This window comes from Nonomuraea sp. NPDC049637 (assembly GCF_040675235.1).
In the GTDB taxonomy this organism is placed as follows: domain Bacteria; phylum Actinomycetota; class Actinomycetes; order Streptosporangiales; family Streptosporangiaceae; genus Nonomuraea.
In genome coordinates, this window is sequence record NZ_JBFAOM010000027.1 from 33,071 (window position 1) to 55,745 (window position 22,675).

The following is a 22,675-nucleotide window of genomic DNA, read 5'->3' on the forward strand; positions in this document are numbered from 1 at the left end:
AGGGAGCGCAGGGTGTCGGCGAACGGAGTGAGGCCATGAGCACCGAGCCGGCGTTCGTCATCGTCACCGGCATGTCCGGGGCGGGGCGCAGCACGGCCGCCAAGGCGCTGGAAGACCTGGGCTGGTTCGTCATCGACAACCTGCCCCCGGGGCTGCTGTTCGCGATGGCGGAGGAGGCGGGCAAGGTCAAGCTGGCAGCCGACAAGGTGGCCGCGGTCGTCGACGTGCGCAGCCTGGCCTTCACCACCGACCTCAACGCGGCCATCGAGGAGCTGGAGGGCCGCGGCGTGCGCGTACGGGTCGTCTTCCTCGAGGCCAGCGACGAGGAACTGGTGCGCAGGTTCGAGAACGTCCGCCGGCCCCACCCGCTGCAGGGCGAGGGCCGCCTGGTCGACGGCATCACCCGCGAGCGCGGCATCCTGCGCGAGGTGCGGGCCAACGCCGACCTGGTGATCGACACCTCGTCCCACAACGTGCACGACCTGCGCAACAAGATCGTCGCCTACTTCGGCGGCGATGACCGTCCGGGGCTGCGGCTCAACGTCGTCTCGTTCGGGTTCAAGTACGGCCTGCCGGTCGACGCCGACCTCGTCGTCGACTGCCGGTTCCTGCCCAACCCCCACTGGGTGCCCGAGCTGCGGCCGATGAACGGCCTCGACGCGCCCGTCAGCGACTACGTGCTCGGCCAGCCGGGCGCCAAGGAGTTCCTCGACGCCTACGAGGAGGTCCTGCAGGTCGTCGCCACCGGCTACGCCCGCGAGGGCAAGAGCTACGCGACCCTGGCCGTGGGCTGCACCGGCGGCAAGCACCGCAGCGTGGCCATGGCCGAGCAGGTCGCCGCCCGCCTGCGCGACCGCGGCATGGAGGTCCAGGTCAGTCACCGGGATGTGGGGCGGGAGTGACCCATGAACGTATGGACGCGGGGCTGCCCCATCCGCTGAACGGTCCCCGCGTGGTGGCCCTCGGCGGCGGCCACGGGCTCTACGCCTCGCTGTCGGCCTTACGGGTCGTGACCGACCGGCTGACCGCGGTGGTGACCGTGGCCGACGACGGCGGCTCCAGCGGCCGGCTGCGCCGCGAGCTCGGCGTGCTGCCGCCCGGCGACCTGCGCATGGCGCTGGCCGCGCTGTGCGGCGACGACGAGTGGGGCATCACCTGGAGCGAGGTCGTCCAGCACCGCTTCCGCAGCGAGGGCGAGCTCCACGGGCACGCCGTCGGCAACCTGCTGATCGTGGCGCTGTGGGAGCTGCTCGGCGACTCGGTGGCCGGCCTTGACTGGGTGGGCCGGCTGCTCGGCGCGCACGGCAGGGTGCTGCCGATGGCCTCGGTGCCGCTCGACATCGTGGCCGAGGTCGAGCTCGACGGCGTCACCTCGACCGTGCGCGGCCAGGTCGCCTGCGCGCTCACGCCGGGCCGGGTGCAGGCCATCTCCCTGGTGCCCGAAGACCCGCCCGCGCGTCCCGAGGCGGTCGCCGCGGTGCACGAGGCAGACTGGCTGGTGTTCGGGCCGGGCTCGTGGTTCACCAGCGTGCTGCCCCACCTGAAGGTCCCCGAGCTGGCCCGCGCGCTGCACGACAGCAAGGCCAAGCGGCTCGTCACCCTCAACCTGGCCCCCCAGCCGGGCGAGACCGACGACTTCTCCCCCCAGCAGCACCTGGAGGTGCTCCGCCAGCACGCCCCCGACCTGGCCTTCGACGTCGTGCTGGCCGACACCGGCGTGGTCGACGACCTCGACGCCCTGGACAAGGCCGCGGCGGCGCTCGGCGCCCGGCTCGTCCTGGCCGACGTGGCCGCCGCCGACGGCTCGCCCCGGCATGACCCACGACGTCTTGCCTCCGTCCTGGACGAGATTTTCCTCCAGAAGCGTTGATCCTGGTCGGCGTGGCGCGAAGGTGCGAGAGACTGGCGGGAGCCGGTCTGAATGGGGGAAGGACTAACGCTTATGGCGATGACAGGTGTGGTGAAGGACGAACTGAGCCGCCTGCCGGTGCTGAAACCGTGCTGCCGCAAGGCGGAGGTTTCCACGCTGCTGCGGTTCGCCAGCGGCCTGCACCTGGTGGGCGGCCGCATCGTGATCGAGGCCGAGCTCGACACCAACGCCACCGCGCGGCGGCTGATCAAGGACATCGGCGAGGTGTTCGGCCACAAGGCCGAGGTGCTCGTGCTCGCGCCGGCCGGGCTGCGCAAGGGCTCGCGCTACGTGGTGCGCGTCTACCGCGACGGTGAGGCGCTGGCCCGGCAGACGGGCCTGATCGACAACCACGGGCGCCCGGTGCGCGGCCTGCCCCGGCAGGTCGTGGCCGGCGCGGCCTGCGACGCCGAGGCGGCCTGGCGGGGCGCCTTCCTGGCGCACGGCTCGCTGACCGAGCCGGGGCGTTCGATGTCCCTGGAGGTCACCTGCCCGGGGCCGGAGGCCGCGCTCGCGCTGGTCGGCTCGGCCCGGCGGCTGAAGATCCACGCCAAGGCCCGGGAGGTGCGCGGCGTCGACCGCGTCGTGGTCCGCGACGGCGACGCGATCAGCGCGCTGCTCACCCGCCTCGGCGCGCACGACAGCGTGCTGGCCTGGGAGGAGCGCCGGATGCGCCGCGAGGTGCGCGCGACGGCCAACAGGCTGGCCAACTTCGACGACGCCAACCTGCGGCGTTCGGCGCGGGCGGCCGTCGCGGCGGGCGCGCGGGTGCAGCGCGCGCTGGAGATCCTCGGCGAGGAGGCGCCGGACCACCTGGTGGTGGCCGGGCGGCTGCGGGTGGAGCACAAGCAGGCGTCGCTGGAGGAACTGGGCCAGATCGCCGACCCGCCGCTGACCAAGGACGCCATCGCCGGGCGTATCAGGCGGCTGCTGGCCATGGCCGACAAACGCGCCTCCGACCTGGGCATCCCCAACACCGAGGCCAACCTCACCGTCGACATGCTGGCGCCGTAGCGGGCTCGCCGCCGTGCGGGCGCCCGCGCCGCCGTCCGGGAGACCCCCATCCCGTACGGCTCCGCGCGGTGGCCCGCACGCGCCGACGTCCCTGCAGGCCCGTCTTGGCCGGTCGTGAGGGCTCACGGGCCGTTCGCCGTGACGAAGCGCGCTGTGGGCCGCCCGACGGCTGCTGAGTGGGCGTCCGTCAATCCCTGGCGGGCTTGCGCGGCGTGAACAGGTCCGCGGGCACGGCCTGCTGCGCGGGCGGCTGAGCGAGCACCTGCGCGGACGACTGTGCCGACGACTGGGCGGGCGGTTGCGCGGGCTCGAAGGGCGCCCGGTACTCCTGCCCCGCCTCCTCCGCCGCCTCCTGAGCGGCCAAGGCGGCCCGGTCGGCGCGGCGTACGCGGAAGACGCGCAGCGTGACCAGCAGGAGCGCCGCCACGGCGGCGACGGCGATGTACAGCCACATCTGCCAGGTCTGCGCGAGCGGCTCGCGGTAGACCGCCAGGGCGCGGGGAAGCCCCTCGCCGGCGTTGGCCGCCGTGATGTCGCCGAGCCGCGGGGAGAAGGGCGTGCCGGTCGCGGGGGTGCGCCGAGCGGCGCCGAGCATGACGGACACGCCCGAGATCTGGCCGCCGGCGACGGCCGCCGCCGCGTACAGGGCGGCCACCACCGGCAGCGCCCGGCTGCGCGGGCGGGCCGCGCCCACGGCCAGGGCGACCAGCAGCGCGATCAGGAGCGACAGCGTCACCGACAGGGCGTGGCCGTTGCCCAGCGTGGCCACGGCCCTCGGCAGCCGGTCCTGGAACAGCACCGCGAGCCCCAGGGCCGCCGCGCAGACCAGCGCGGCGACCAGCCCCGCGATCAGTCCAGGAAGCAGGCCGGACCGCTTATGTGACATCTCAGCCCCCAGAGAATGCACGAATTTACTCCGACGAGTCGGGCACTTTACTCGAAGCTCGCAAATTGCGCCCCCTGAACGGGGATACGCAGGGCAGTACCTGCAGTGGTCTAAACCAATTTGGGTCCGATAGTGTTCGTGGTTGAGATTCAACCGCCATCTGTTCGAGGAGATCGGTTTCCGTGAGCATCCGCGTAGGCGTCAACGGCTTCGGCCGCATCGGTCGCAACTTCTGGCGCGCGGTCGCCGCCAGCGGCAAGGACATCGAGATCGTCGCGGTCAACGACCTGACCGACAACGCGACGCTCGCCCACCTGCTGAAGTACGACAGCATCCTGGGCCGTCTGCCGTACGAGGTGAAGGCCTCCAGCGACGAGATCACCGTCGACGGCAAGGCGATCAAGGCGTTCGCGGAGCGCGACCCGGCCAAGCTGCCCTGGGGCGACCTCGGCGTCGACGTCGTGGTGGAGTCCACCGGCCTGTTCACCGACGCCTCCAAGGCCAAGGTGCACGCCGACAACGGCGCCAAGAAGGTCATCATCTCCGCGCCGGCCAAGAACGAGGACGTCACCATCGTGATGGGCGTCAACGAGGACGTCTACGACCCGGCCAGCCACACGATCATCTCCAACGCGTCCTGCACCACCAACTGCCTGGCCCCGATGGCCAAGGTCATCCACGACACCTTCACCATCGAGAAGGGTCTGATGACCACCATCCACGCCTACACGCAGGACCAGAACCTGCAGGACGGCCCGCACAAGGACCTGCGCCGCGCCCGGGCCGCCGCCCTCAACGTGGTGCCCACCTCCACCGGCGCCGCCAAGGCCATCGGCCTGGTGCTGCCCGAGCTCAAGGGCAAGCTCGACGGCTTCGCCATGCGCGTGCCGATCCCCACCGGCTCGGCCACCGACCTCACCGTCGACGTCAGCCGCGAGGTCACCGCCGAGGAGGTCAACGCCGCGGTCAAGGCCGCCGCCGACGGCCCGCTCAAGGGCATCCTCAGCTACACCGAGGACGAGATCGTCTCCTCCGACATCGTCACCGACCCCCACTCCTGCATCTTCGACGCCGGCCTCACCAAGGTCATCGGCAACCAGGTCAAGGTCGTCGGCTGGTACGACAACGAGTGGGGCTACTCCAACCGCCTCGCCGACCTGATCGAGCTGGTCGGCCGCGACCTGTGAGGGTGACCGAGGCCGCTGCGGGAACAGGAGCATGAGCATGCGCACGCTCGACGATCTCGACGTCAAGGGGCGGCGCGTGCTCGTGCGCGCCGACCTCAACGTCCCGCTCGACGGGGAGAAGATCACCGACGACGGCCGCATCCGCGCGTCGGTGCCGACGATCCAGGCGCTGGCCGGGCGCGGCGCCAAGGTCGTCGTCTGCGCCCATCTGGGCAGGCCCAAGGGCAAGGTCAACCCCGAGTACTCGCTCGCGCCGGTGGCCGCCCGCCTGGGCGAGCTGCTCGGCCAGGACGTCGCCTTCGCCACCGACGTGGTCGGCGACAGCGCGCGGCAGACGGTCGAGGCCCTCCAGGAGGGCCAGGTCGCCCTGCTGGAGAACCTGCGCTACGAGCCCGGCGAGGAGTCCAAGGACGACGCCGCCCGCGGCGCGTTCGCCGAGAAGCTGGCCGCCCTGGCCGACCTCTACGTCGGCGACGGGTTCGGCGCGGTGCACCGCAAGCACGCCAGCGTCTACGACGTGCCCAAGCTGCTGCCGCACGCGGCCGGCGGGCTGGTCGTGGCCGAGGTCGAGGTGCTGCGCAGGCTGACCGAGGACACCGAGCGTCCCTACGTGGTCGTCCTGGGCGGGGCCAAGGTCTCCGACAAGCTGGGCGTCATCGCCAACCTGCTCACCAAGGTCGACCGGCTGCTCATCGGCGGCGGCATGGCCTACACCTTCCTCAAGGCCCAGGGCCACGAGGTGGGCCGGTCGCTGCTCCAGGAGGACCAGCTCGACCAGGTGCGCGGCTTCCTCGCCGAGGCCGGCAAGCGGGGCGTCGACCTCGTGCTGCCGGTCGACGTGCTGGCGGCCGTCACCTTCGCGGCCGACGCCGAGCACGAGGTGGTCGAGGCCACCGCGATCCCGGCCGACCGCGAGGGGCTCGACATCGGCCCCAGGACGCGCGAGCTGTTCGCGAGCAAGCTGGCCGACGCCAAGACCGTCTTCTGGAACGGGCCGATGGGCGTGTTCGAGTTCGACGCGTTCTCCGGCGGCACCAGGGCGGTGGCCGAGGCGCTCATCGGCTCCGACGCCTTCACGGTGGTCGGCGGCGGCGACTCCGCGGCGGCCGTGCGCAGGCTGGGCCTGCCCGAGGACGGTTTCTCGCACATCTCCACCGGCGGCGGGGCCAGCCTGGAATACCTTGAGGGCAAGACCCTTCCCGGACTCGCGGCTCTGGAGGACTGAGGTGGCCCAGCAGCGCAAGCCGCTCATCGCCGGCAACTGGAAGATGAACCTCAATCACCTTGAGGCCATCGCCCTGGTCCAGAAGCTGGCGTTCGCGCTCAGCGACAAGGACTTCGACAAGGCCGACGTGGCCGTCCTGCCGCCCTTCACCGACCTGCGCAGCGTCCAGACGCTGGTCGACGGCGACAAGCTGCGCATCGTCTACGGGGCTCAGGACCTGTCCCAGTACGACGGCGGCGCCTACACCGGCGAGGTGTCGGGCGTCATGCTGGCCAAGCTCGGCTGCACGTACGTGGTCATCGGCCACTCCGAGCGCCGCCAGTACCACGGCGAGGACGACGACCTCGTCAACGCCAAGGTGCAGGCGGCCTACCGGCACTCGCTCACGCCCATCCTGTGCGTGGGCGAGGGGCTGGCCGTGCGCCAAGAGGGCGGCCACATCGCGCACAGTCTCGGTCAACTCGACGGCGCCCTGCGCAAAATCAGCGCCGAGCAGGCAAAATCGATAGTGGTGGCCTACGAGCCCGTGTGGGCGATCGGCACGGGCGAGGTGGCCACCCCGGAGGACGCCCAGGAGGTCTGCGGAGCGTTGCGGGTGAGACTCGCGGAGCTCTACGACCCCGAAGTGGCCTCCGCGGTCCGTATCCTTTACGGTGGCTCGGTCAAGTCCGGCAATATCGTGGGGATCATGGCTCAACCCGATGTCGACGGCGCGCTCGTGGGCGGTGCCAGCATCGACGCCGGGGAGTTCGCCAAGATCTGCCGATTCTCCGAATTGCCTGGCTAACTGAGTCGTTCTGAGGGTGCGACTTGACACCAGGCCGTACCCTCAAGAGGCAAGTTTGAATCGTCACGCGTAACAGAGCACTGAAGGAACAGGCATACCGTGGAAATCGGAATCTCCATCGCCCTCATCCTGGCGAGCGGTCTCATGATCCTGCTCGTCCTGCTCCACAAAGGCAAGGGTGGCGGCCTGTCTGACATGTTCGGCGGCGGTTTCTCGTCGAACTTCGGTGGTTCCTCGGTGGTGGAGCGCAACCTCGACCGGCTGACCGTCATCACGGGCACCGTCTGGTTCGTCTGCATCATCGCTCTCGGCCTGCTCATGCGGCCCTGAGACAACTGATTAACGCGTGACAGTGATTCTCCCCCCGTGTCACGACGCGGGGCGATCGAGCGAGGAGTTCATCCGTGGGTAGTGGCAACGCGATCCGTGGCAGCCGAGTCGGCGCCGGCCCTATGGGGGAGGCCGAGCGCGGCGAGGCAGCTCCGAGAGTGCGGGTCTCGTTCTGGTGCGCCAACATGCACGAGACGCGCCCCAGTTTCGCCAGCGACGCGGCGGTCCCCGAGATGTGGGATTGCCCACGTTGCGGCCTCCCAGCCGGACAGGACGAGGAGGCCCCGCCTGCCCCGCCCAAGAACGAGCCGTACAAGACGCACCTGGCCTACGTGAAGGAGCGCCGGAGCGACAAGGACGGCAAGGCGATCCTCGAGGAGGCACTGGAGCGCCTGCGCAACAACAAGTCCCCCTGGTAGGCGAGCCGTCGGAAGGGCCCTGGTGCTGGTCACCGGGGCCCTTCGCGCGTCACCGGCCGTGCACCGCCACGCCGTCGACGAACGTCATGCGCACCCGCGTCGTCCAGATGTCGGCCGGGGGCAGCTCGAAGGGGTCGCGGTCGAGCACCACCAGGTCGGCCGGGCGGCCGGGTGCGATCACGCCCGCCGGCGAGCGGTTGATCCAGGCCGACCCCTCGGTGTACGCGGTCAACGCCGTGGCCAGGTCGAGGCGCTGGCCGGGCAGGAACGGCGTCTGCGCCGTCGGGTAGCCCGCGTGCACCGATCCGCCCGGTTCGGTACGGTTCACCGCCACGTGCATGCCCTGGATCGGGTCGGCGTCGGAGACCGGCCAGTCGCTGCCCGCGCAGAACCGGGTGCCGTGCGCCTGCAGATCCTTGAAGGGGTACTGCCACGACGAGCGCGGCTCGCCCAGGAACGGCAGCGTCAGCTCGTCCATCTGGGCGTGGTGGGTGGCCCACAGGGGCTGCAGGTTGGCCGTGACGCCCAGCGCGGCGAAGCGCGGCACGTCGGAGGGCTCGATGATCTGCAGGTGGGCGATGTGGTGGCGGTTGGCCGGGTCGGTGCCCTCGAAGCTGTCCAGGGCCTCGCGCACGGCACGTTCGCCGATGGCGTGAAAGTGCACCTGGAAGCCCAGCCGGTCCAGCTCGGCGACGTACCGCTTGAGCTTGCCGGGATCGACGTAGGACAGGCCCGTGCCGCCGCACCGGCAGTACGGCTCCAGCGTCGCGGCGGTGAAGTTCTCCGTGATGCCGTCCTGCATGATCTTGACGGAGGTGGCGGCGAACCGGTCCAGCCCCTCGGCGGCGGCCCGCCTGCGGACCAGGTCCTCGATCTGGTCCTCGCCGCGCGTCCTGTCCCACCACAGCGCGCCGACCACGCGGGCGCGCAGCCGCCCCGCGCGGGCGGCGTCGAGGTAGGTGGGAAGCTGGTCGTCAGAGCCGGCGTACGAGCCCACGATGGCGTCCTGCCAGCCGGTGACGCCCAGCGAGAACAGGTGCTGCTCGGCCTCGGCCAGGGCCCGGGCCTGGTCCTCGGCGGTCGGGCGAGGGGCCAGCAGGCCGACGAGGTCCATCGCGCCCTCGTGCAGGACGCCCGACGGGGTGCCGTCGGCGTCGCGCTCGATCCTGCCGTCGGCGGGGTCGGGGGTGTCGCGGGTGATGCCGGCCAGGTCGAGGGCGCGGGAGTTGACCCAGGCGGCGTGGTGGTCACGCTGGATGAGGTAGGCGGGGCGGTCGAGGAAGTCGAGCTGGGAGCGGTGGGGGAGGCCGTTGGGGAAGGCTGACATGTCCCAGCCTCCGCCGTCGATCCACTCTTTTTCTGAATTTTTCGTGGCGTAGTCGGAGATCTTGGCGATGTAGGTGTCTAGGCCGAAAATCTCTGACAAGTCGCACTTTGCTCGTTCGAGTCCGGCTTGTACCGGGTGCATGTGCGCATCGATGAAGCCCGGGGTGAGCAGGCCGCCGTCCAGGTCGACGGTGTCGTGGCCGGGGGCGCTGCGGGACAGCTCGCCCTCCGGGCCGACGGCGGCGATCACCCCGTCCCGCACCAGCACGGCGTCGCGCCGCACGGCGCCGCCGATGAAGGCGCCTCCACCACGGAAGAGGATGTTCATGGAGGTTCTCCCTTTCTCAGTGCGGGTTCCCGGTACGGGGTCAGTGACCGGTGATCAGGTCGGCGAAGCGGGCCAGGGCGGAGGTGCGGGGCATGGAACGCTCCCGGTGGTCGGCCACCCGGTACAGGCGGTACATCGCGTGCACCCCCATCCAGCGCAGCGGCTCGGGCTCCCAGGAGCGCACCTTGCGCCCCACCCACGGCAGGGACGTCAGCTCCGTCTCCTCCCCGAGTATGAGATCACGCAGGGTGCGCCCGGCGAGGTTCGTCGTGGTCACGCCGTGTCCGGTGTAGCCGCCGGCCCAGCCCAGGCCGGTCGCGCGGTCCACGTGCACGGTCGAGCACCAGTCGCGCGGCACGCCCAGCACGCCCGACCACGCGTGCGCGACCGAGGAGGAGCGGGCCGCGGGGAAGAAGTCGACCAAGAGCCGCCACAGGGCCTCGACCGTCCACTCGTGGGTGCGGCCGCGGGCGTCGATGCGGGAGCCGTACAGGTAGGGACGGCCCCGGCCGCCGAAGGCGATGCGGTCGTCGGCGGTGCGCTGGGCGTACATGTAGTAGTGCGCGAGGTCGCCGAGCAGTTCGGCGCCCCGCCAGCCGACCTCGTCCCAGAAGGAGGCGGGAAGCGGCTCGGTGACGATCATGGAGCTGTTCATGGGCAGCCACTGGCGGCGCAGGCCGTTCAGGCGGGCGGTGAAGCCCTCGGTGGCGCGGATGACGTACGCCGCCGTGACCGTCCCGTACGGGGTCACCGCCCGGCCGGGGGCGATCTCGGTGACCGGGGTGCGCTCGTAGACCGGGACGCCGAGGTCGCGTACGGCCCTGGCCAGCCCCTGGGCCAGCTTGGCGGGCTGGATGCGGGCGCAGTGGGGGCTCCAGGAGGCCGCCAGGGCGCCCGCCACGCGCACGTGCTCCGAGGGGTCGGCCAGCCGCAGGTCCGCCTCCTCGATGCCCCAGGCGCGGGCGGCGGCCACCGAGGCGCGCAGCCGGTCGGCCTGGGCGGGGGTGCGGGCCACGTTCACCACGCCGCCCTTGACGATGTCGCAGTCGATCGACTCGTTCTCGCAGACCGCGATGACCTCGTCGATGGAGGCGTACATCTCGCGCTGCAGCCGGCGGGCGCCCGAGCCGTACCGTTCGTGGGAGCCGGCCAGGTCGCCGGTCAGCCAGCCGCCGTTGCGTCCCGAGGCGCCGAACCCGGCGAACTCCTGCTCCAGCAGCACCACCCGGAGCGAGGGGCGGGCCTTCTTGAGGTAGTACGCGGTCCACAGCCCCGTGTAGCCGGCCCCGACGATCGCCACGTCGGCCTGCAGGTCGCCGTCGAGCCGCGGACCGGGCTCCGGCACCCCGGACGAGCGGTACCAGAAGGACACGTCACCGTTGACGAATCCGGACGACAAGGGAACTCGCGCATTCATGGCCACATATCCTGCTATATCGGGATTAGGTGGCGCATCTCACGACGAAATTCGTGATGAAACCCGTCGTCAGCGGGTGGGGGCACGTACCCCGGCGTGCTCCTCCTCGCGGGATTCGTGCGCGTCCGGACCACGAGCGAACCGGACGGCCGGCCTCCACTCCCGGCGGGCCCCCCGAGGCGGTCATGCAGGTCTCGGTGGAACGCCATGGCGGCACCTGGAGCTGGGCGAAGACCGCAAAAGCCGCAAACCGGGAAACGAAACGGCGGAGCCACCACCGTGTAGCAACCCCGTAACACACCTCTTCCACGCTGGAATCACAACGGAAGGGGACCCCATGGCCTACATGCGCATCCGCGCCACCGTCGACGAGCGACCCGGACGCCTCGCCTCCCTCGCCACCGCCCTGGCCGAGCGCGGCGGCAACATCCTCGGCCTGTCCGTGCAGCCGGACACCGCCGGCACCGTCGACGAGTTCGTCGCCGAGGTCCCCGCCTCCGCCGAAGACGTCGCCGCCGCCCTGAAAGCCGCCGGCGGACGCCGCGTCCACGTCGTTCCCGCCGCCGCCCACGAGCTCGCCGACGAGACCACTCGCGCTCTGCTCCTCGCCGCCCGCCTGCACGCCCAGCCATGGCGCCTGCCGGCGATCCTGGCCGACCTGCTGCGCGCGGACTCCGCCCGCTGGGCCTACGGTGAGCCCGTGAGCGAACTGCCCGACCCCCACCAGCTCGTCATCCCCGTCGCCCCCAAGCGCGTCATCCAGCTGCGCCGCCGCGAGCTGCCCTTCACCCTCACCGAGGCCGCTCGCGCCGCCGCCTTCGTCCGGCTCGCCCAGCCCCCCGCCGAACCCGCCGGCAGCGACCGGTCCCTGCGCCTGGCCGACAACACCGAGGTCGACGTCCGCCCCCTGACGCCCGCCTTCCGCGAGGCCGTGCGCGACCTCCATGACCGCTGCACCCCGGCCTCGCGCCGCTTCCGCTACTTCACCGCCATGCCGTCCCTGCCGCCGCGCATGTTCGACCGGCTGTGCGACCGCGACCGCGGCGAGTCCGTCGTCGCGTGCCATGACGGCCAGGTCATCGCCCTGGCCAGCCTCATGTACCGCGCCGACCCCGGCGCCGCCGAACTCGCCTTCCTCGTCGAGGACGGCTGGCAGGGCCGCGGCCTGGGCGCCGCGCTCGCCCGCATCCTCATCGACGCCGCCCGCAACCACGGCTTCGCCGAGATCCGCGCCACCATGTTGTCGGACAACATGCGCATGCACCGGCTCATGGCCAGGCTGGGCGCCGCCGTCGGCCCCACCGACGATCCCGGCGTGATCGAGGCCCGCCTGTCCGTCGCCGCCATGGTGTGAATCGCGACGGCGCGGCCCCGGTCAGGACCGCGCCTTCGCCTGCGCCGATGTGATCAGAGGGACACCAGCTCAGGAGCACTGGGATCCACGGCTGGCCGCCTCGATGGCTCAGGCGGTGCGCTTGGCCCAGAAGTGCACGCCGATCGGCCCGAACAGCGACAACGATGTCGCCTGCGGAGACTGGCTCTGCCCCAGGTGCCGGAGGTTGGCGACGTTCTTGGTCGGCAGGGTGCCGCCAGGGCCTGACACGGCGGTGGGGTGGAACCACTTCTGGCTGTCGGTGTCGTCGCACGCGGCCACGACCACGTCCACGACGTTCCTGGCGGTCAGGCACAGCGGAGAGCCCGTCTCCAGGCTGGCCCGCAGCGTGTAGACGAAGGCGGGCTGCCCGCCGCCCGAGGAGACGGTCGCGGTCTGCGCCCACTGGCCGAGCGCGCTGTTGGTGTCGGCCTTCAGCACGACGAAGGAACCGTTGAAGTTCGCCTCCGCGGACAGGACCAGCCTGGAGGCGTTGCCGCGGTATTCGAGCTCCTTGTACACGGTGGCCGCCTGCGCCGGCGAGGCGAGCGCGGCGCCGATTCCGGCCACGCACATGGCGGCGGCGAACGCAGCGGTGCGTCCTGGTCTTCCTGACGTGAACATGTATCCCCTTGATGAAGCGGTCCGCCGGATTGCGGGCCTCGGGTAGTACACACGCCGCCAGGCTGGTCGGTCGGCGCACAAATACCCACTGCGCCAGTGATCCCGGACACAGGGAGGAGGGGTGCGCCATGCGGGATTCCACCGGTGAGGGGTGCCCGCGGGGAAGCCCGCGCCGGCTCGCTACGGCCGGGCTGTCAAGGGGCGAGTGGTCAGGCGGGGTTCCGCTCGGGGAAGGAGTCGCCCGCGTCCGGCTCGTCCAGTGCGGTCAGGGCGTGGTCGACGCTGGGGTGGACGTTCAGGAAGTCCGCTACGCCGGTGATCTCCAAGAGCCGGGCGGGGGTGCCCTGGACGGACGCCAGGTGCAGACCGCCTCCGACAGCGCGCAGTTCGTCGTGCACGTGGATCAGCGCCTGCAGTCCCTTGCTGTCCATGAAGGTCATCGCGGCGAGGTCGAGCACCACCGGGACGCCGGCCCGAGCCGCCCGGATCAGGTACTCCTGCAGGCGGAGGGCGTTGGTGGTGTCGATTTCGCCTGTCACGGTGACCACCACCGCGCCGGGTGTGTCCCACGAGTCGATCAGTAGCGGGGTCATGACGATGCCCCCTCGGTTCGGTGGTTCACGATGGCTGCCTCCGGGAATGGGCATCGCTTCTCCCCGATGTGGGGACCGTGCTTGCCGAGGCAGCCCCAACTGTAATCCCGAAATACAATACCGGAAAGAGTTTTCTGCACAGTCCCTTCGTGAAATGCTGTCGGGATGCGCATCTCCGACACGTCAGTGGACGCACGAGCCGATGAGGCGGTGGCCGGCCGTGCGGACGAGCGCCGGTGGACCTTCCTCACCCATCACGCCCGGGTCCTGCTGGAGATCGCCCGCCATCCGGAGGCCCGCCTCCGCGACATCGCCGCGACCCTGGACATCACCGAGCGCACGGTGCAGAGCATCGTCTCCGACCTGCACCAGGGCGGCTATGTCGTGCGCGAGCGGGTAGGTCGCCGCAACCACTACCACCTCAACCTGGACCAGCACTTCCGCTATCCCACCGAGGCGGAACTGCCCATCCGCCTGCTGGTGGACATGTTCACCGAACGAGACCTGCCCCGGCAGGCGCACCAGGACAACTGACCGCGGCCATGACCCGAAGGCGTGTCGCGGGGCCGCGAAGAACCGGATTCCCGGAGCTCTTGGCGGCGTTCCTGACGTCCAGGCGGTGGTCGTGGAGTCCTCAAGCCATTGCTTCGGGCAAGGCTCTCGCAGGCGACTCCCGCCGCTCGGACACAGGGCCGCTGACGAGACTAGGCTTGGATGTCTTGGGGTGCAGCCGCGAAGGGATCCGATCATCAGCAGTGACTCCGTCTCCCCGTGGGAGGACCGGCCGAGGCGGGCGCGCCGCCGCGTCACCGAAGCAGCCGTCCTGGGCGCCCAGCCCCAGAGCGCGGCCGACGTCCTCCAGTGGACCTGTCCGCATGGCCGGCATGCCGCGCATGGCTGCGTCACCTGCTACCACGTCTGTGCCGACGTCGGTCCGGCGCAGCCGCTCTGGGAGGTCGCGGTGTGGTTCACCACTGAGCGGCCGATCCCCATCAGGGCGCTGCAGGACGTGCACCGCCACGACCGCGACCTCACTCTCACCCAGCCGGCGACGCCCCTCGTCTACCTCTTGAGCGCACGCGTGCGGGCTGCCCTGGGCGCGGAGGCGGTGGCGGGGGTGGTGGGGTTCCTGGTGCAGAACAGGCACATCGTCGACGAGTTCACCGTGACGGAGATCCGCGCCGCCCACTCCTGAACGCCGTGAACGCGCGCCTGCCTGCCGGTCAGGGGCTGCCGGTCGCCTCAGCCCAGGCCTTCTCCGCGCGGCCCTTCCTGCGTGGGCGTCTCGGGCTCGTCCGGGTCGGCGGCGGCGGGGCCGATGCCCAGGTGGCGCTCGATGCGTTCCAGGCTCTCCTCGATGCGGGTGAGCCGTTCGGCGAGCACCGAGCCGCCGCCGAAGTACACCTCCGTCGGACGTTCCCTGGTGCCGCGGCCCACCCGGTCGAGCAGGCGCTGCCGGACGTCGGCCAGGTCGGCGCCGGTGTCCGCCAGAGCCAGGGCGGCCAGGCCCTCGCCCTCCCTGATCAGCCCGAGCAGGATGTGCTCGGTGCCGATGTAGTTGTGGCGCAGTTGCAGGGCCTCGCGCAGGGACAGCTCCAGTACCTTCTTGGCGCGCGGGGTGAAGGGGATGTGCCCGCTCGGCGAGCTGGCCCCGCGGCCCACCTCGCGCTCCACGAAGGCCCGTACGTGCTCCAGCTCCACGCCGCAGCCGTCGAGCACCAGCGCGGCCAGCCCCTCGCCCTCGTAGATGAGGCCCAGCAGGATGTGTTCCGTGCCGATGTAGTCGTGGCTCATCTGCCGCGCCTCCTCCTGGGCGAGCACGACGACCCTGCGCGCACGGTCGGTGAAGCGTTCGAACACCGGGGGCCTCCGTTCGACTGGGGCTGCCTCCACTATGCGCTACAAACCGCGCCGCGTGGGGTATTTGTCCTGTGTGGATCTTGACGAGGTGGCCGGCCGCCTCTACGCAGTCCCGCCGGCGGAGTTCACCGCCGCCCGCGCGGCCGAGGTCCGCGCGGCCAAGGAGGCGGGCGACGTACGGCTCTCGCGCGACATCGCGAAGCTGCGCAAGCCCACCGTCTCGGCCTGGGCGGTCAACCGGCTGGCCCGGGAGCACCCCGCCGAGCTGGCCGAACTGCTCGGCGTGGGGGAGCGGCTGCGCGCGGCCTGGCAGGCGCAGGACGCCGAAGCGCTGGCCGAGCTGACCCGCGCGCGCGGCGAGGCGACCGCCAGGGTGGCGAGGCTGGCCAGGCAGGCCGGCGGCCTGTCGGCGGCGGCCGCCTCGGAGGTGGACCAGACGCTGGACGCCGCCGTCGTGGACGACGGCGCCGCCGACCAGGTGCGGGCCGGCCGCCTGGCCAAACCGCTCAGCTACAGCGGCTTCGCCCCCGCCCTCGCCACCACCCCTTCCGCCGCGCCTTCCGGCGGGCCCCGGCCCGATTCGCGTGGTCGGGGACGGGCCGGGAAGGACACGGCGGCCGAGGCGCGGACGCGGGCGGAGGCCGAGGCCAGGCAGGCCCGAGAGGCCAAGGAGGCCAAGGAGGCCAGGGAGGCCAGGAAGGCGAAGGAGCGCGCGGAGGCCGAGGCGGCCCACCGGGAGTGGGCCGAGGCCCTGGAGTCGGTCACCCGCGACTACGACGAACGCGCCGAGAAGGTCGCCCGGCTGGAACGCAAGCTCGCCAAGGCGCGCAAACGGCTGGAGGAGGTCCGGCAACGTCTGGAGGTCACCCGCCGCGAGGAGCGCCACGCCCGCCGCCGACTGGACTAAGGTGCACGAAACGCGCTCATACACCTGCAAGGAGGGGCGATGGCCCCCTGGACGCCCGCCGACATCCCGGACCTCACCGGCACAACGGCCATCGTGACCGGCGCCAACAGCGGCATCGGCCTGCCCACCGCCCGCGAGCTGGCCCGGCACGGAGCCCGCGTCGTCGTGGCCGCCCGCTCGGCGGACAAGGGCGAGGCGGCCGTGGCCGAGATCCGGCGGGCCGTGCCGGGGGCCGACGTCAGATACGGCGCCCTCGACCTGGCCGACCAGTCCTCGATCCGGCGCTTCGCCGACACGGTGGACAAGGTGGACCTGCTGATCAACAACGCCGGGATCGGCCTGATCCCCCGTCAGGTGACCAAGGACGGCTGGGAGCTGCAGTTCGCCACCAACCACCTCGGCCACTTCGCGCTCACCGGGCTGCTCCTGCCACGGCTCCTGGCCGCCCCGCACGCGCGCGTGGTCACCGTCTCCAGCGACGCGCACTCCATGGGCAGGCTGGACTTCGACGACCTCGCCCTGGAACGCGGGTACGGCCGGATGAGCGCGTACGGACGGTCCAAGCTCGCCAACCTGCTCTTCACCCTGGAGCTCCAGCGACGGGCCGACAGCGCCGGTGTGCGGCTGATCAGCGTGGCCACCCACCCGGGTGCCACCGCGACCCGCTTCGTCAAGCTGGGGCCCCTGCAGCCCTCCTGCGCCTGTTCCTGCAGTCGGCCGACGCCGGCGCCGCCCCCTCCCTGTACGCCGCCACCTCTCCGGACATCACCGGCGGCGAGTTCGTCGGCCCCCGGCTGAAGTTGCTCACGCCCTCGGAGACGGCCAGGTCCGAGGAGGTCGCCCGGCGGCTGTGGGAGGTGTCCGCGCAGCTCACAGGCGTACGGTTCGAGGAGATCGCCCCCCGCTGAACAACCTGCCGCGGCCCCGGACACTCGCCGGGGCCTTGCGCGCCCACAAAGTGATAGGCGTGCGCGTCCTGGTCGAGCGGGGTGGCGAGCTCGACGCAGCTGTCCACAGGTCGCCTGAGGCTCTGCTGTGGCAGCCATGATCTTCACCGGGCCGCTCTTCGGCGAAGAGCCGGTCGGCGGCGTGGCCGGCGCCGCCGGTCCTGATCCGGTCAGCGTATGCCGCGGGCCAGGTGGGCGCAGACGGGGAAGCCCGTGCCGGCGTACGGGGCGGCCATGCGGTCGTAGCAGGCCCGGACGCGGGCGTAGGTCTCCGGCGGCTGGCGGGCGATCGTCTCGAAACGCGGGCCGCCCGCCTCGACCACGCCGCTCCACCAGGCGGCGACGTCCACCAGGTGCCGCCAGCGCAGCGTGCGCACGTCCACGGCCGTGAAGCCCGACTCCGCCAGCGACGCGGCGAAGCGTTCCGGCCGTTCAACGGCGGAGAAGGGGCGGACCGGGGGTTCGTACGGCACTCCTGCCGCCGCCAGGGCCTCGGCGAAGACGTTCGTGGCCGTCATCTCGTCGGACTTCCACCAGGTCAGCGCGACGGCGCCGCCGGGACGCAGCACCCGGCGCAGCTCCGCGAGCGTCGCCGGGACGTCGGCGACGTGGTTGACGACGAAGTTGCCCGCCACGGCGTCGAAGGAGGCGTCCTCGAACGGCAGGACGGGCAGGGTGGCCCGGCGGACCGTGGCGGCGGGGTGGCGGCGGGCGACCAGCTCCAGCATGGCGGGGTCGGCGTCCACGGCGGTGACCTCGGCACCGGCTGCGAGAGCGGCCGCCGTGACCACGCCGGTGCCGCATCCGACATCGAGAATCCGCTCCGGACGCCGCTCCGCCTCCCGGCCGTCCGGCAATGCCGTCACGTCAGCGCCCGGGGGCGCGGCGATGCCTGGGGGCTCGGCCGTGCCCGGCGTCACGGCGGGGCCTCGCGTCACGGCGGCGTCTCGCGTCACGGCGGCGTCTCGCGTCACGGCGGAGTCTCGAGTCACGGCGGCGAGCAGAGGTTGGACGGTGTGCGAGCTGAGCCGCGCGAAGCCGCGGTCGTAGGCCTCAGGATCTCTCACGAACCAGGAGCCTACCTGTGCAACCCGAATCCTGACATCTTGCCGTGAAATTTCGCCTCTTTCCCTGTCTCAGGGGGAAATCTCAGGCTTATGGTCTTCGCCATGACCATCGACGCCTTCATCGACGCGCTGCCCAAGGTGGAGCTGCACGTACATCTGGTCGGATCGGCCTCGGTCGACACCGTGCTGGAGCTGTCCCGGCGGCATCCCGGCAGTGAGGTCCCGACCTCCGAGGAGGAACTGCGCCGCTTCTACACCTTCCTCGACTTCCCCCACTTCGCCCGCGTGTACCAGGCCGTCAACAGCCTCGTCCGCGAGCCCGAGGACGTCGCCACCCTCGTCCTAGGCCTGGCCAGGGACCTCGCCGGGCAGGGCGGCCGGTACGCCGAGCTGCAGGTCACCCCGTACGCCCACCACATGGTCGGCATGCCCATGCGCGAGGTGACCGAGGCCCTCGACCTGGCCGCCCGCCGCTCACTGACCGACCACGGCGTGGAGATGGCCTACATCTTCGACATCCCCGGCGAGTACGGCGAGGAGGCCGCCCGGATCACCGTCGACCACGCTCTGCGCGAACCTCCCGCCGCGTTGGTAGGTTTCGGCATCGGAGGCATCGAACAGGACCGCCCCAAGTACCGCGACGCCTACCGCGACGCCTTCACCGCCGCGCGCGCCGCCGGCCTGCACAGCGTCCCGCACGGCGGCGAGATGAGCGGCCCCGAGACGATGTGGGAGGTCATCGAGGGCTACGGCGCCGAGCGCATCGGCCACGGCATCAACTGCCTGTCCGACCCCCGCCTGGTGGCCCACCTGCGCGAGACCCAGCTCCCCCTGGACGTCTGCCCCACCTCCAACGTCTGCACCGGCCAGGTGCCCGAGCTCGCCGCCCACCCGCTGCCCCGGATGCTGGAGGAGGGCCTGTACGTCACCCTCAACAGCGACGACCCGCCCATGTTCGCCACCACGCTGGCGGGGGAGTACCGCGCCGCCGCCCACGTGCTCGGCCTGGGCGCCACCGAGCTTGCCCAGCTGGCCCGCAACGCCGTCAACGCCTCCTACCTGACCCCCGACCGCAAGCACACCCTCCTCAAGGAGATCGACACCCTGACCGCCGCCCTCTGACGGCCAGGCGCGTCGTGCGTCGCCGACCCGCGTTCGAGGTCAGGGGGAGGCCAGGCGGCCCAGTTCTGGGGGGATCTTGGCGGCAGCGGCGCGGTCGAGCAGGAACAGGGTGCCGGCCCGGCCGCGGGCGCCGGCCGCCGGCACCTGGACGTGCCCCGAGTCCGACAGCGCCAGGCGGACCGCGCCCGACTTCTCCTCGCCGGCCGCCACCACCCACACCTCGCGCGCCGCCTGGATGGCGGGCAGGGTCAGGGAGATGCGGGTGGGGGGCGGCTTGGGGGAGCCGTGCACGGAGACGACCGGGCGCGTGTCGTACAGCGCGGGCATGCCGGGGAACAGCGAGGCCACGTGCGCGTCGGGGCCCATGCCGAGCAGCATGACGTCGAAGGCCGGCACCGGGCCGTGGTCCTCGGGGCGGGCCGCGGCGCGCAGCTCGGCGGCGTACGCCTCGGCCGACTCCTCGGCCGTCATGCCGGAGTCGGGGCCGCGCATGACGTGGATGCGGGCGGGGTCCAGGTCCACGTGGTCGAGCAGCGCCTGGCGGGCGCCGGTCTCGTTGCGTTCCTTGTCGCCGGTGGGGACGAAACGTTCGTCGCCCCACCAGACGTCCAGGCGCCGCCAGTCGACGGCGTCACGGGCTGGAGTGGCGGCGATGGCGGCCAGCGTGGCGATGCCGACCGTGCCGCCGGTCAGCACGATCGAGGCCGACCCCTTGGCCGACTGCACGTCGACCAGGCGCGTGATGATGCGCGCCGCCACGGCCTTGGCCAGGACGTCGGCGTCGCGGTGCACGACAACGTTGGGAACGCTCACGACACTTCTTTCTCAAGTGGAGGGGGTCAGCCCTTGTACGTACGGGCGAAGCGCTTGACGGCGGCCTCGTAGACCTCGTCGCTGTCCAGCCGGCGCAGCTCCTCGGCCATCAGCTCGGAGGTGTGCCGCCTGGCCAGGGCCACGTTCCGGTCGGGCTGGCCGGGCCGCGACAGCGTGGCCAGCCGCGCGTCGGAACGCATGACCGACAGCTCGCCGTCGCCGGTCTGCAGGCGTACGGCGGTCAGGCCGGGACCGGCCGACTCGCCCACCTTGACCGGCGCGCCCAGCCGCTCCGACAGCCAGGCCGCCAGCAGCGGCGCGCTCGGGTGCCCGGCGCTGGCCTCCACCACGCCCTTGCGCACCTTGCCCACCGGCTGGTCGAACGCGGCGGCCAGCAGGCTGCGCCACGGCGTCAGCCGGGCCCAGGCCAGGTCGGTGTCGCCGGGGGCGTACCCCTTGGCGCGGGTGACCAGCGACGCGGCGCCGCCGTTCTCGAAGCCCTTGGCATCGGTGATGCGCCGCTGGGCCAGCGCGCCGATCGCGTCCTTGGAGGGCACGTCGGGGGCCGCGCCCGGCCACCAGGCCACCACGGGGGTGTCGGGCAGCAGCAGGGGGCTGACGACGGAGTCGGCGTGCTGGGTGAGCTCGCCGTACAGGCGCAGCACCACGACCTCGCCCGGCGTGTTCTCGCCGATGCGCAGCTCGGCGTCGAGCCGGTTGGGCTCGGCCTCCTCCCGCTTGATCACCACGATGATGCGCGAGGGGTGCTCGCGGGCCGCCTCGGTGGCGGCGCGCAGCGCGTCGTACTGGTGGCGCTCCTCGGAGACCACCACGAGGGTCAGCACCATGCCGATGGCGGGCGCGCCCATCTGGTGGCGCAGCAGCATGAGCTGCGCCGAGATCTTGCCGGCCGTCGTGTCCGACAGCATGAAAGTCGTCACTAGAGTCTCCTCCACACGCGGCCGTCGCGGGCCATCATCGCGTCGGCCGACTCCGGGCCCCACGAGCCCGACTCGTAGGCCTCGGGCTGTCCCTGCGTGGCCCAGAAGTCCTCGATCGGGTCGAGGATCGTCCAGGACAGCTCGACCTCGCGCTGGTGCGGGAAGAGCGGCGGGTCGCCGATCATGACGTCGAGCAGCAGCCGCTCGTACGCCTCGGGCGAGGACTCCAGGAACGACTCGCCGTAGGCGAAGTCCATGGACACGTCGCGCACCTCCATGGCGGTGCCCGGGACCTTCGACCCGAACCGCACGGTGATGCCCTCGTCCGGCTGCACGCGGATGACCAGGGCGTTCTGGCCCAGGATCTCGGTGTCGGTCTTGCTGAAGGGCAGGTGCGGCGCCCGCTGGAACACCACGGCCACCTCGGTGACCCGGCGGCCCAGCCGCTTGCCGGTACGCAGGTAGAACGGCACCCCGGCCCACCGCCGGTTGGCGATCTCCAGCTTGACGGCCGCGTACGTCTCGGTGGTGGACTCGGCGGAGATGCCCTCCTCCTGGAGGTAGCCGACCACCTTCTCGCCGCCCTGCCACCCGGCCGCGTACTGGCCGCGGGCGGTGTTGAGCCCCAGGTTGGACGGCAGCCGCACCGCCTTGAGCACCTTCTCCTTCTCCCGGCGCAGCGCCGAGGCGTCGAAGGAGGTCGGGTCCTCCATGGCGACCAGCGCGAGCAGCTGGAGCAGGTGGTTCTGGATCACGTCGCGGGCCGCGCCGATGCCGTCGTAGTAGCCGGCGCGCCCGCCGATGCCGATGTCCTCGGCCATGGTGATCTGCACGTGGTCGACGAAGCTGCGGTTCCAGATGGGCTCGTACAGGTTGTTGGCGAAGCGCAGCGCCAGGATGTTCTGGACGGTCTCCTTGCCCAGGTAGTGGTCGATCCGGAAGATCGAGCTCTCCGGGAACGCCGACGTGGTGATCTCGTTCAGCTCGTGGGCCGACTGCAGGTCGTGGCCGAACGGCTTCTCGATGACCACCCGCCGCCACGACCCCTCGGGCGCGTCGGACAGCCCGGTGCGCTTGAGCTGCTCGACCACCACGGGGAAGAACTTGGGCGGGACGGACAGGTAGAAAGCGTAGTTGCCGCCCGTGCCGCGGGTCTGGTCGATCTCGGCCAACGCCATCGCCAGCGCGTCGAAGGCTCCGTCGTCGGAGAACTCGCCGGGGACGAAATGGATGCCCTCGAGGATCTGCTTCCAGACCTCCTCGCGGAACGGCGTACGCGCGTGCGCCTTGACCGCGTCGTGCGTCAACTGCGCGAAGTCCTGGTCCTTCCAGTCGCGCCTGGCGAAACCGACCAGCGAGAAACCGGGCGGCAGCAGGCCGCGGTTGCCCAGGTCGTAAATGGCCGGCAGCAGCTTGCGCTTGGCCAGGTCGCCCGTCACGCCGAACAGCACCAGCACGCACGGCCCCGCCACCCGCGGCAGCCGCTTGTCACGCGGGTCGCGCAAGGGGTTGGCCTCGGCGACCTCCAATGTCGTGGCGGTGTTCGCCACGGCCGCCGCCACCGCGACGACCTCCTCCTCAGGAGATGCTTCGTCAGTCAT

At 71.6% G+C, this 22,675-nt stretch carries 23 protein-coding genes and 1 pseudogene; 14 read left to right on the forward strand and 10 right to left on the reverse strand.

Going from position 1 to position 22,675, the window contains the following annotated elements:
• The first annotated feature begins 35 nt into the window (after positions 1 to 35).
• From rapZ to whiA, 3 genes are all read left to right on the forward strand, one after another.
• Entirely contained in the window at positions 36 to 902 is an 867-nt protein-coding gene (gene rapZ / locus AB0J71_RS31385; protein ID WP_352323031.1) for an RNase adapter RapZ, read from the forward strand.
• An 11-nt stretch (positions 903 to 913) separates the two neighbouring features.
• A complete protein-coding gene (gene yvcK, locus AB0J71_RS31390; protein ID WP_364417447.1) occupies positions 914 to 1,870 on the forward strand; it encodes a uridine diphosphate-N-acetylglucosamine-binding protein YvcK in 957 nt (318 codons plus the stop codon).
• A 72-nt stretch (positions 1,871 to 1,942) separates the two neighbouring features.
• Positions 1,943 to 2,923, forward strand: a complete 981-nt coding sequence (gene whiA, locus AB0J71_RS31395; protein WP_138714326.1) for a DNA-binding protein WhiA — start codon at positions 1,943 to 1,945, stop codon at positions 2,921 to 2,923.
• A 187-nt stretch (positions 2,924 to 3,110) separates the two neighbouring features.
• Here whiA and AB0J71_RS31400 read toward each other — a convergent pair whose 3' ends face one another.
• Positions 3,111 to 3,809 carry a hypothetical protein gene (locus AB0J71_RS31400; RefSeq protein ID WP_364417348.1) on the reverse strand — a complete coding sequence of 233 codons (699 nt, stop codon included), beginning with the start codon at positions 3,807 to 3,809 and terminating at the stop codon, positions 3,111 to 3,113.
• A gap of 182 nt (positions 3,810 to 3,991) precedes the next feature.
• Here AB0J71_RS31400 and gap point away from each other — a divergent pair, with 182 nt between their 5' ends.
• The 5 genes from gap to AB0J71_RS31425 all read left to right on the forward strand — a co-directional run bounded on the left by gap (position 3,992) and on the right by AB0J71_RS31425 (position 7,757).
• Positions 3,992 to 4,996, forward strand: a complete 1,005-nt coding sequence (gene gap, locus AB0J71_RS31405) for a type I glyceraldehyde-3-phosphate dehydrogenase (RefSeq protein ID WP_352323029.1) — start codon at positions 3,992 to 3,994, stop codon at positions 4,994 to 4,996.
• Positions 4,997 to 5,033: 37 nt separating this feature from the next.
• Complete coding sequence (locus AB0J71_RS31410; protein WP_352323028.1) at positions 5,034 to 6,221, forward strand: phosphoglycerate kinase; 1,188 nt, start codon at positions 5,034 to 5,036, stop codon at positions 6,219 to 6,221.
• 1 nt (position 6,222) lies between these two features.
• Positions 6,223 to 7,008 (forward strand): triose-phosphate isomerase, encoded by a 786-nt coding sequence (gene tpiA / locus AB0J71_RS31415; protein ID WP_352323027.1) that lies wholly within the window; start codon positions 6,223 to 6,225, stop codon positions 7,006 to 7,008.
• Positions 7,009 to 7,107: 99 nt separating this feature from the next.
• Positions 7,108 to 7,338 carry a preprotein translocase subunit SecG gene (secG, locus tag AB0J71_RS31420; RefSeq protein WP_090942947.1) on the forward strand — a complete coding sequence of 77 codons (231 nt, stop codon included), beginning with the start codon at positions 7,108 to 7,110 and terminating at the stop codon, positions 7,336 to 7,338.
• A 74-nt stretch (positions 7,339 to 7,412) separates the two neighbouring features.
• Positions 7,413 to 7,757 (forward strand): RNA polymerase-binding protein RbpA, encoded by a 345-nt coding sequence (locus AB0J71_RS31425; protein ID WP_082310244.1) that lies wholly within the window; start codon positions 7,413 to 7,415, stop codon positions 7,755 to 7,757.
• A 49-nt stretch (positions 7,758 to 7,806) separates the two neighbouring features.
• Here AB0J71_RS31425 and AB0J71_RS31430 read toward each other — a convergent pair whose 3' ends face one another.
• Both AB0J71_RS31430 and AB0J71_RS31435 read right to left on the reverse strand, forming a co-directional pair.
• Positions 7,807 to 9,411 (reverse strand): amidohydrolase, encoded by a 1,605-nt coding sequence (locus AB0J71_RS31430; protein WP_364417350.1) that lies wholly within the window; start codon positions 9,409 to 9,411, stop codon positions 7,807 to 7,809.
• A gap of 40 nt (positions 9,412 to 9,451) precedes the next feature.
• The gene (locus tag AB0J71_RS31435; RefSeq protein WP_364417352.1) at positions 9,452 to 10,828 is read right to left on the reverse strand and encodes an FAD-dependent oxidoreductase; all 1,377 of its coding nucleotides are present in this window, start codon (positions 10,826 to 10,828) and stop codon (positions 9,452 to 9,454) included.
• Positions 10,829 to 11,165: 337 nt separating this feature from the next.
• Here AB0J71_RS31435 and AB0J71_RS31440 point away from each other — a divergent pair, with 337 nt between their 5' ends.
• Positions 11,166 to 12,182 carry a GNAT family N-acetyltransferase gene (locus AB0J71_RS31440; RefSeq protein ID WP_364417354.1) on the forward strand — a complete coding sequence of 339 codons (1,017 nt, stop codon included), beginning with the start codon at positions 11,166 to 11,168 and terminating at the stop codon, positions 12,180 to 12,182.
• 108 nt (positions 12,183 to 12,290) lie between these two features.
• Here the strand turns inward: AB0J71_RS31440 and AB0J71_RS31445 are convergent, their stop codons facing one another.
• Positions 12,291 to 12,824: a hypothetical protein gene (locus AB0J71_RS31445; protein WP_352323023.1), complete on the reverse strand. Its 534-nt coding sequence runs from the start codon at positions 12,822 to 12,824 to the stop codon at positions 12,291 to 12,293.
• A gap of 209 nt (positions 12,825 to 13,033) precedes the next feature.
• Positions 13,034 to 13,417 carry an STAS domain-containing protein gene (locus tag AB0J71_RS31450; protein ID WP_352323022.1) on the reverse strand — a complete coding sequence of 128 codons (384 nt, stop codon included), beginning with the start codon at positions 13,415 to 13,417 and terminating at the stop codon, positions 13,034 to 13,036.
• A gap of 165 nt (positions 13,418 to 13,582) precedes the next feature.
• Between AB0J71_RS31450 and AB0J71_RS31455 the strand changes: the two genes are divergently transcribed.
• Both AB0J71_RS31455 and AB0J71_RS31460 read left to right on the forward strand, forming a co-directional pair.
• Complete coding sequence (locus tag AB0J71_RS31455; RefSeq protein WP_364417356.1) at positions 13,583 to 13,951, forward strand: helix-turn-helix domain-containing protein; 369 nt, start codon at positions 13,583 to 13,585, stop codon at positions 13,949 to 13,951.
• A gap of 190 nt (positions 13,952 to 14,141) precedes the next feature.
• On the forward strand, positions 14,142 to 14,612 hold the full coding sequence (locus AB0J71_RS31460; RefSeq protein WP_352323020.1) for a hypothetical protein: 471 nt from the start codon (positions 14,142 to 14,144) through the stop codon (positions 14,610 to 14,612).
• 248 nt (positions 14,613 to 14,860) lie between these two features.
• On the opposite strand, the pseudogene AB0J71_RS31465 reads toward AB0J71_RS31460, so the two are convergent.
• A pseudogene (locus tag AB0J71_RS31465) lies at positions 14,861 to 15,277 on the reverse strand (Clp protease N-terminal domain-containing protein); the annotation flags it as partial.
• A 73-nt stretch (positions 15,278 to 15,350) separates the two neighbouring features.
• Here AB0J71_RS31465 and AB0J71_RS31470 point away from each other — a divergent pair.
• Together AB0J71_RS31470 and AB0J71_RS31475 are read left to right on the forward strand one after the other, a co-directional pair.
• On the forward strand, positions 15,351 to 16,184 hold the full coding sequence (locus AB0J71_RS31470; protein ID WP_364417358.1) for a hypothetical protein: 834 nt from the start codon (positions 15,351 to 15,353) through the stop codon (positions 16,182 to 16,184).
• Between the two features lie 39 nt (positions 16,185 to 16,223).
• Positions 16,224 to 16,982 carry an oxidoreductase gene (locus AB0J71_RS31475; protein WP_364417360.1) on the forward strand — a complete coding sequence of 253 codons (759 nt, stop codon included), beginning with the start codon at positions 16,224 to 16,226 and terminating at the stop codon, positions 16,980 to 16,982.
• Between the two features lie 319 nt (positions 16,983 to 17,301).
• Here AB0J71_RS31475 and AB0J71_RS31480 read toward each other — a convergent pair whose 3' ends face one another.
• The gene (locus AB0J71_RS31480) at positions 17,302 to 18,198 is read right to left on the reverse strand and encodes a class I SAM-dependent methyltransferase (RefSeq protein ID WP_364393699.1); all 897 of its coding nucleotides are present in this window, start codon (positions 18,196 to 18,198) and stop codon (positions 17,302 to 17,304) included.
• A 102-nt stretch (positions 18,199 to 18,300) separates the two neighbouring features.
• Here AB0J71_RS31480 and add point away from each other — a divergent pair, with 102 nt between their 5' ends.
• A complete protein-coding gene (add, locus tag AB0J71_RS31485; RefSeq protein ID WP_364417362.1) occupies positions 18,301 to 19,320 on the forward strand; it encodes an adenosine deaminase in 1,020 nt (339 codons plus the stop codon).
• A gap of 39 nt (positions 19,321 to 19,359) precedes the next feature.
• Here add and pgl read toward each other — a convergent pair whose 3' ends face one another.
• From pgl to zwf, 3 genes are read right to left on the reverse strand one after another with little or no spacing between them, the layout of a single operon-like run.
• Positions 19,360 to 20,133, reverse strand: a complete 774-nt coding sequence (pgl, locus tag AB0J71_RS31490; protein WP_352323012.1) for a 6-phosphogluconolactonase — start codon at positions 20,131 to 20,133, stop codon at positions 19,360 to 19,362.
• A gap of 26 nt (positions 20,134 to 20,159) precedes the next feature.
• Positions 20,160 to 21,074: a glucose-6-phosphate dehydrogenase assembly protein OpcA gene (gene opcA / locus AB0J71_RS31495; RefSeq protein WP_352323011.1), complete on the reverse strand. Its 915-nt coding sequence runs from the start codon at positions 21,072 to 21,074 to the stop codon at positions 20,160 to 20,162.
• Complete coding sequence (gene zwf / locus AB0J71_RS31500) at positions 21,074 to 22,675, reverse strand: glucose-6-phosphate dehydrogenase (RefSeq protein ID WP_364417364.1); 1,602 nt, start codon at positions 22,673 to 22,675, stop codon at positions 21,074 to 21,076. The genes opcA and zwf overlap by 1 nt, the downstream gene beginning before the upstream one ends.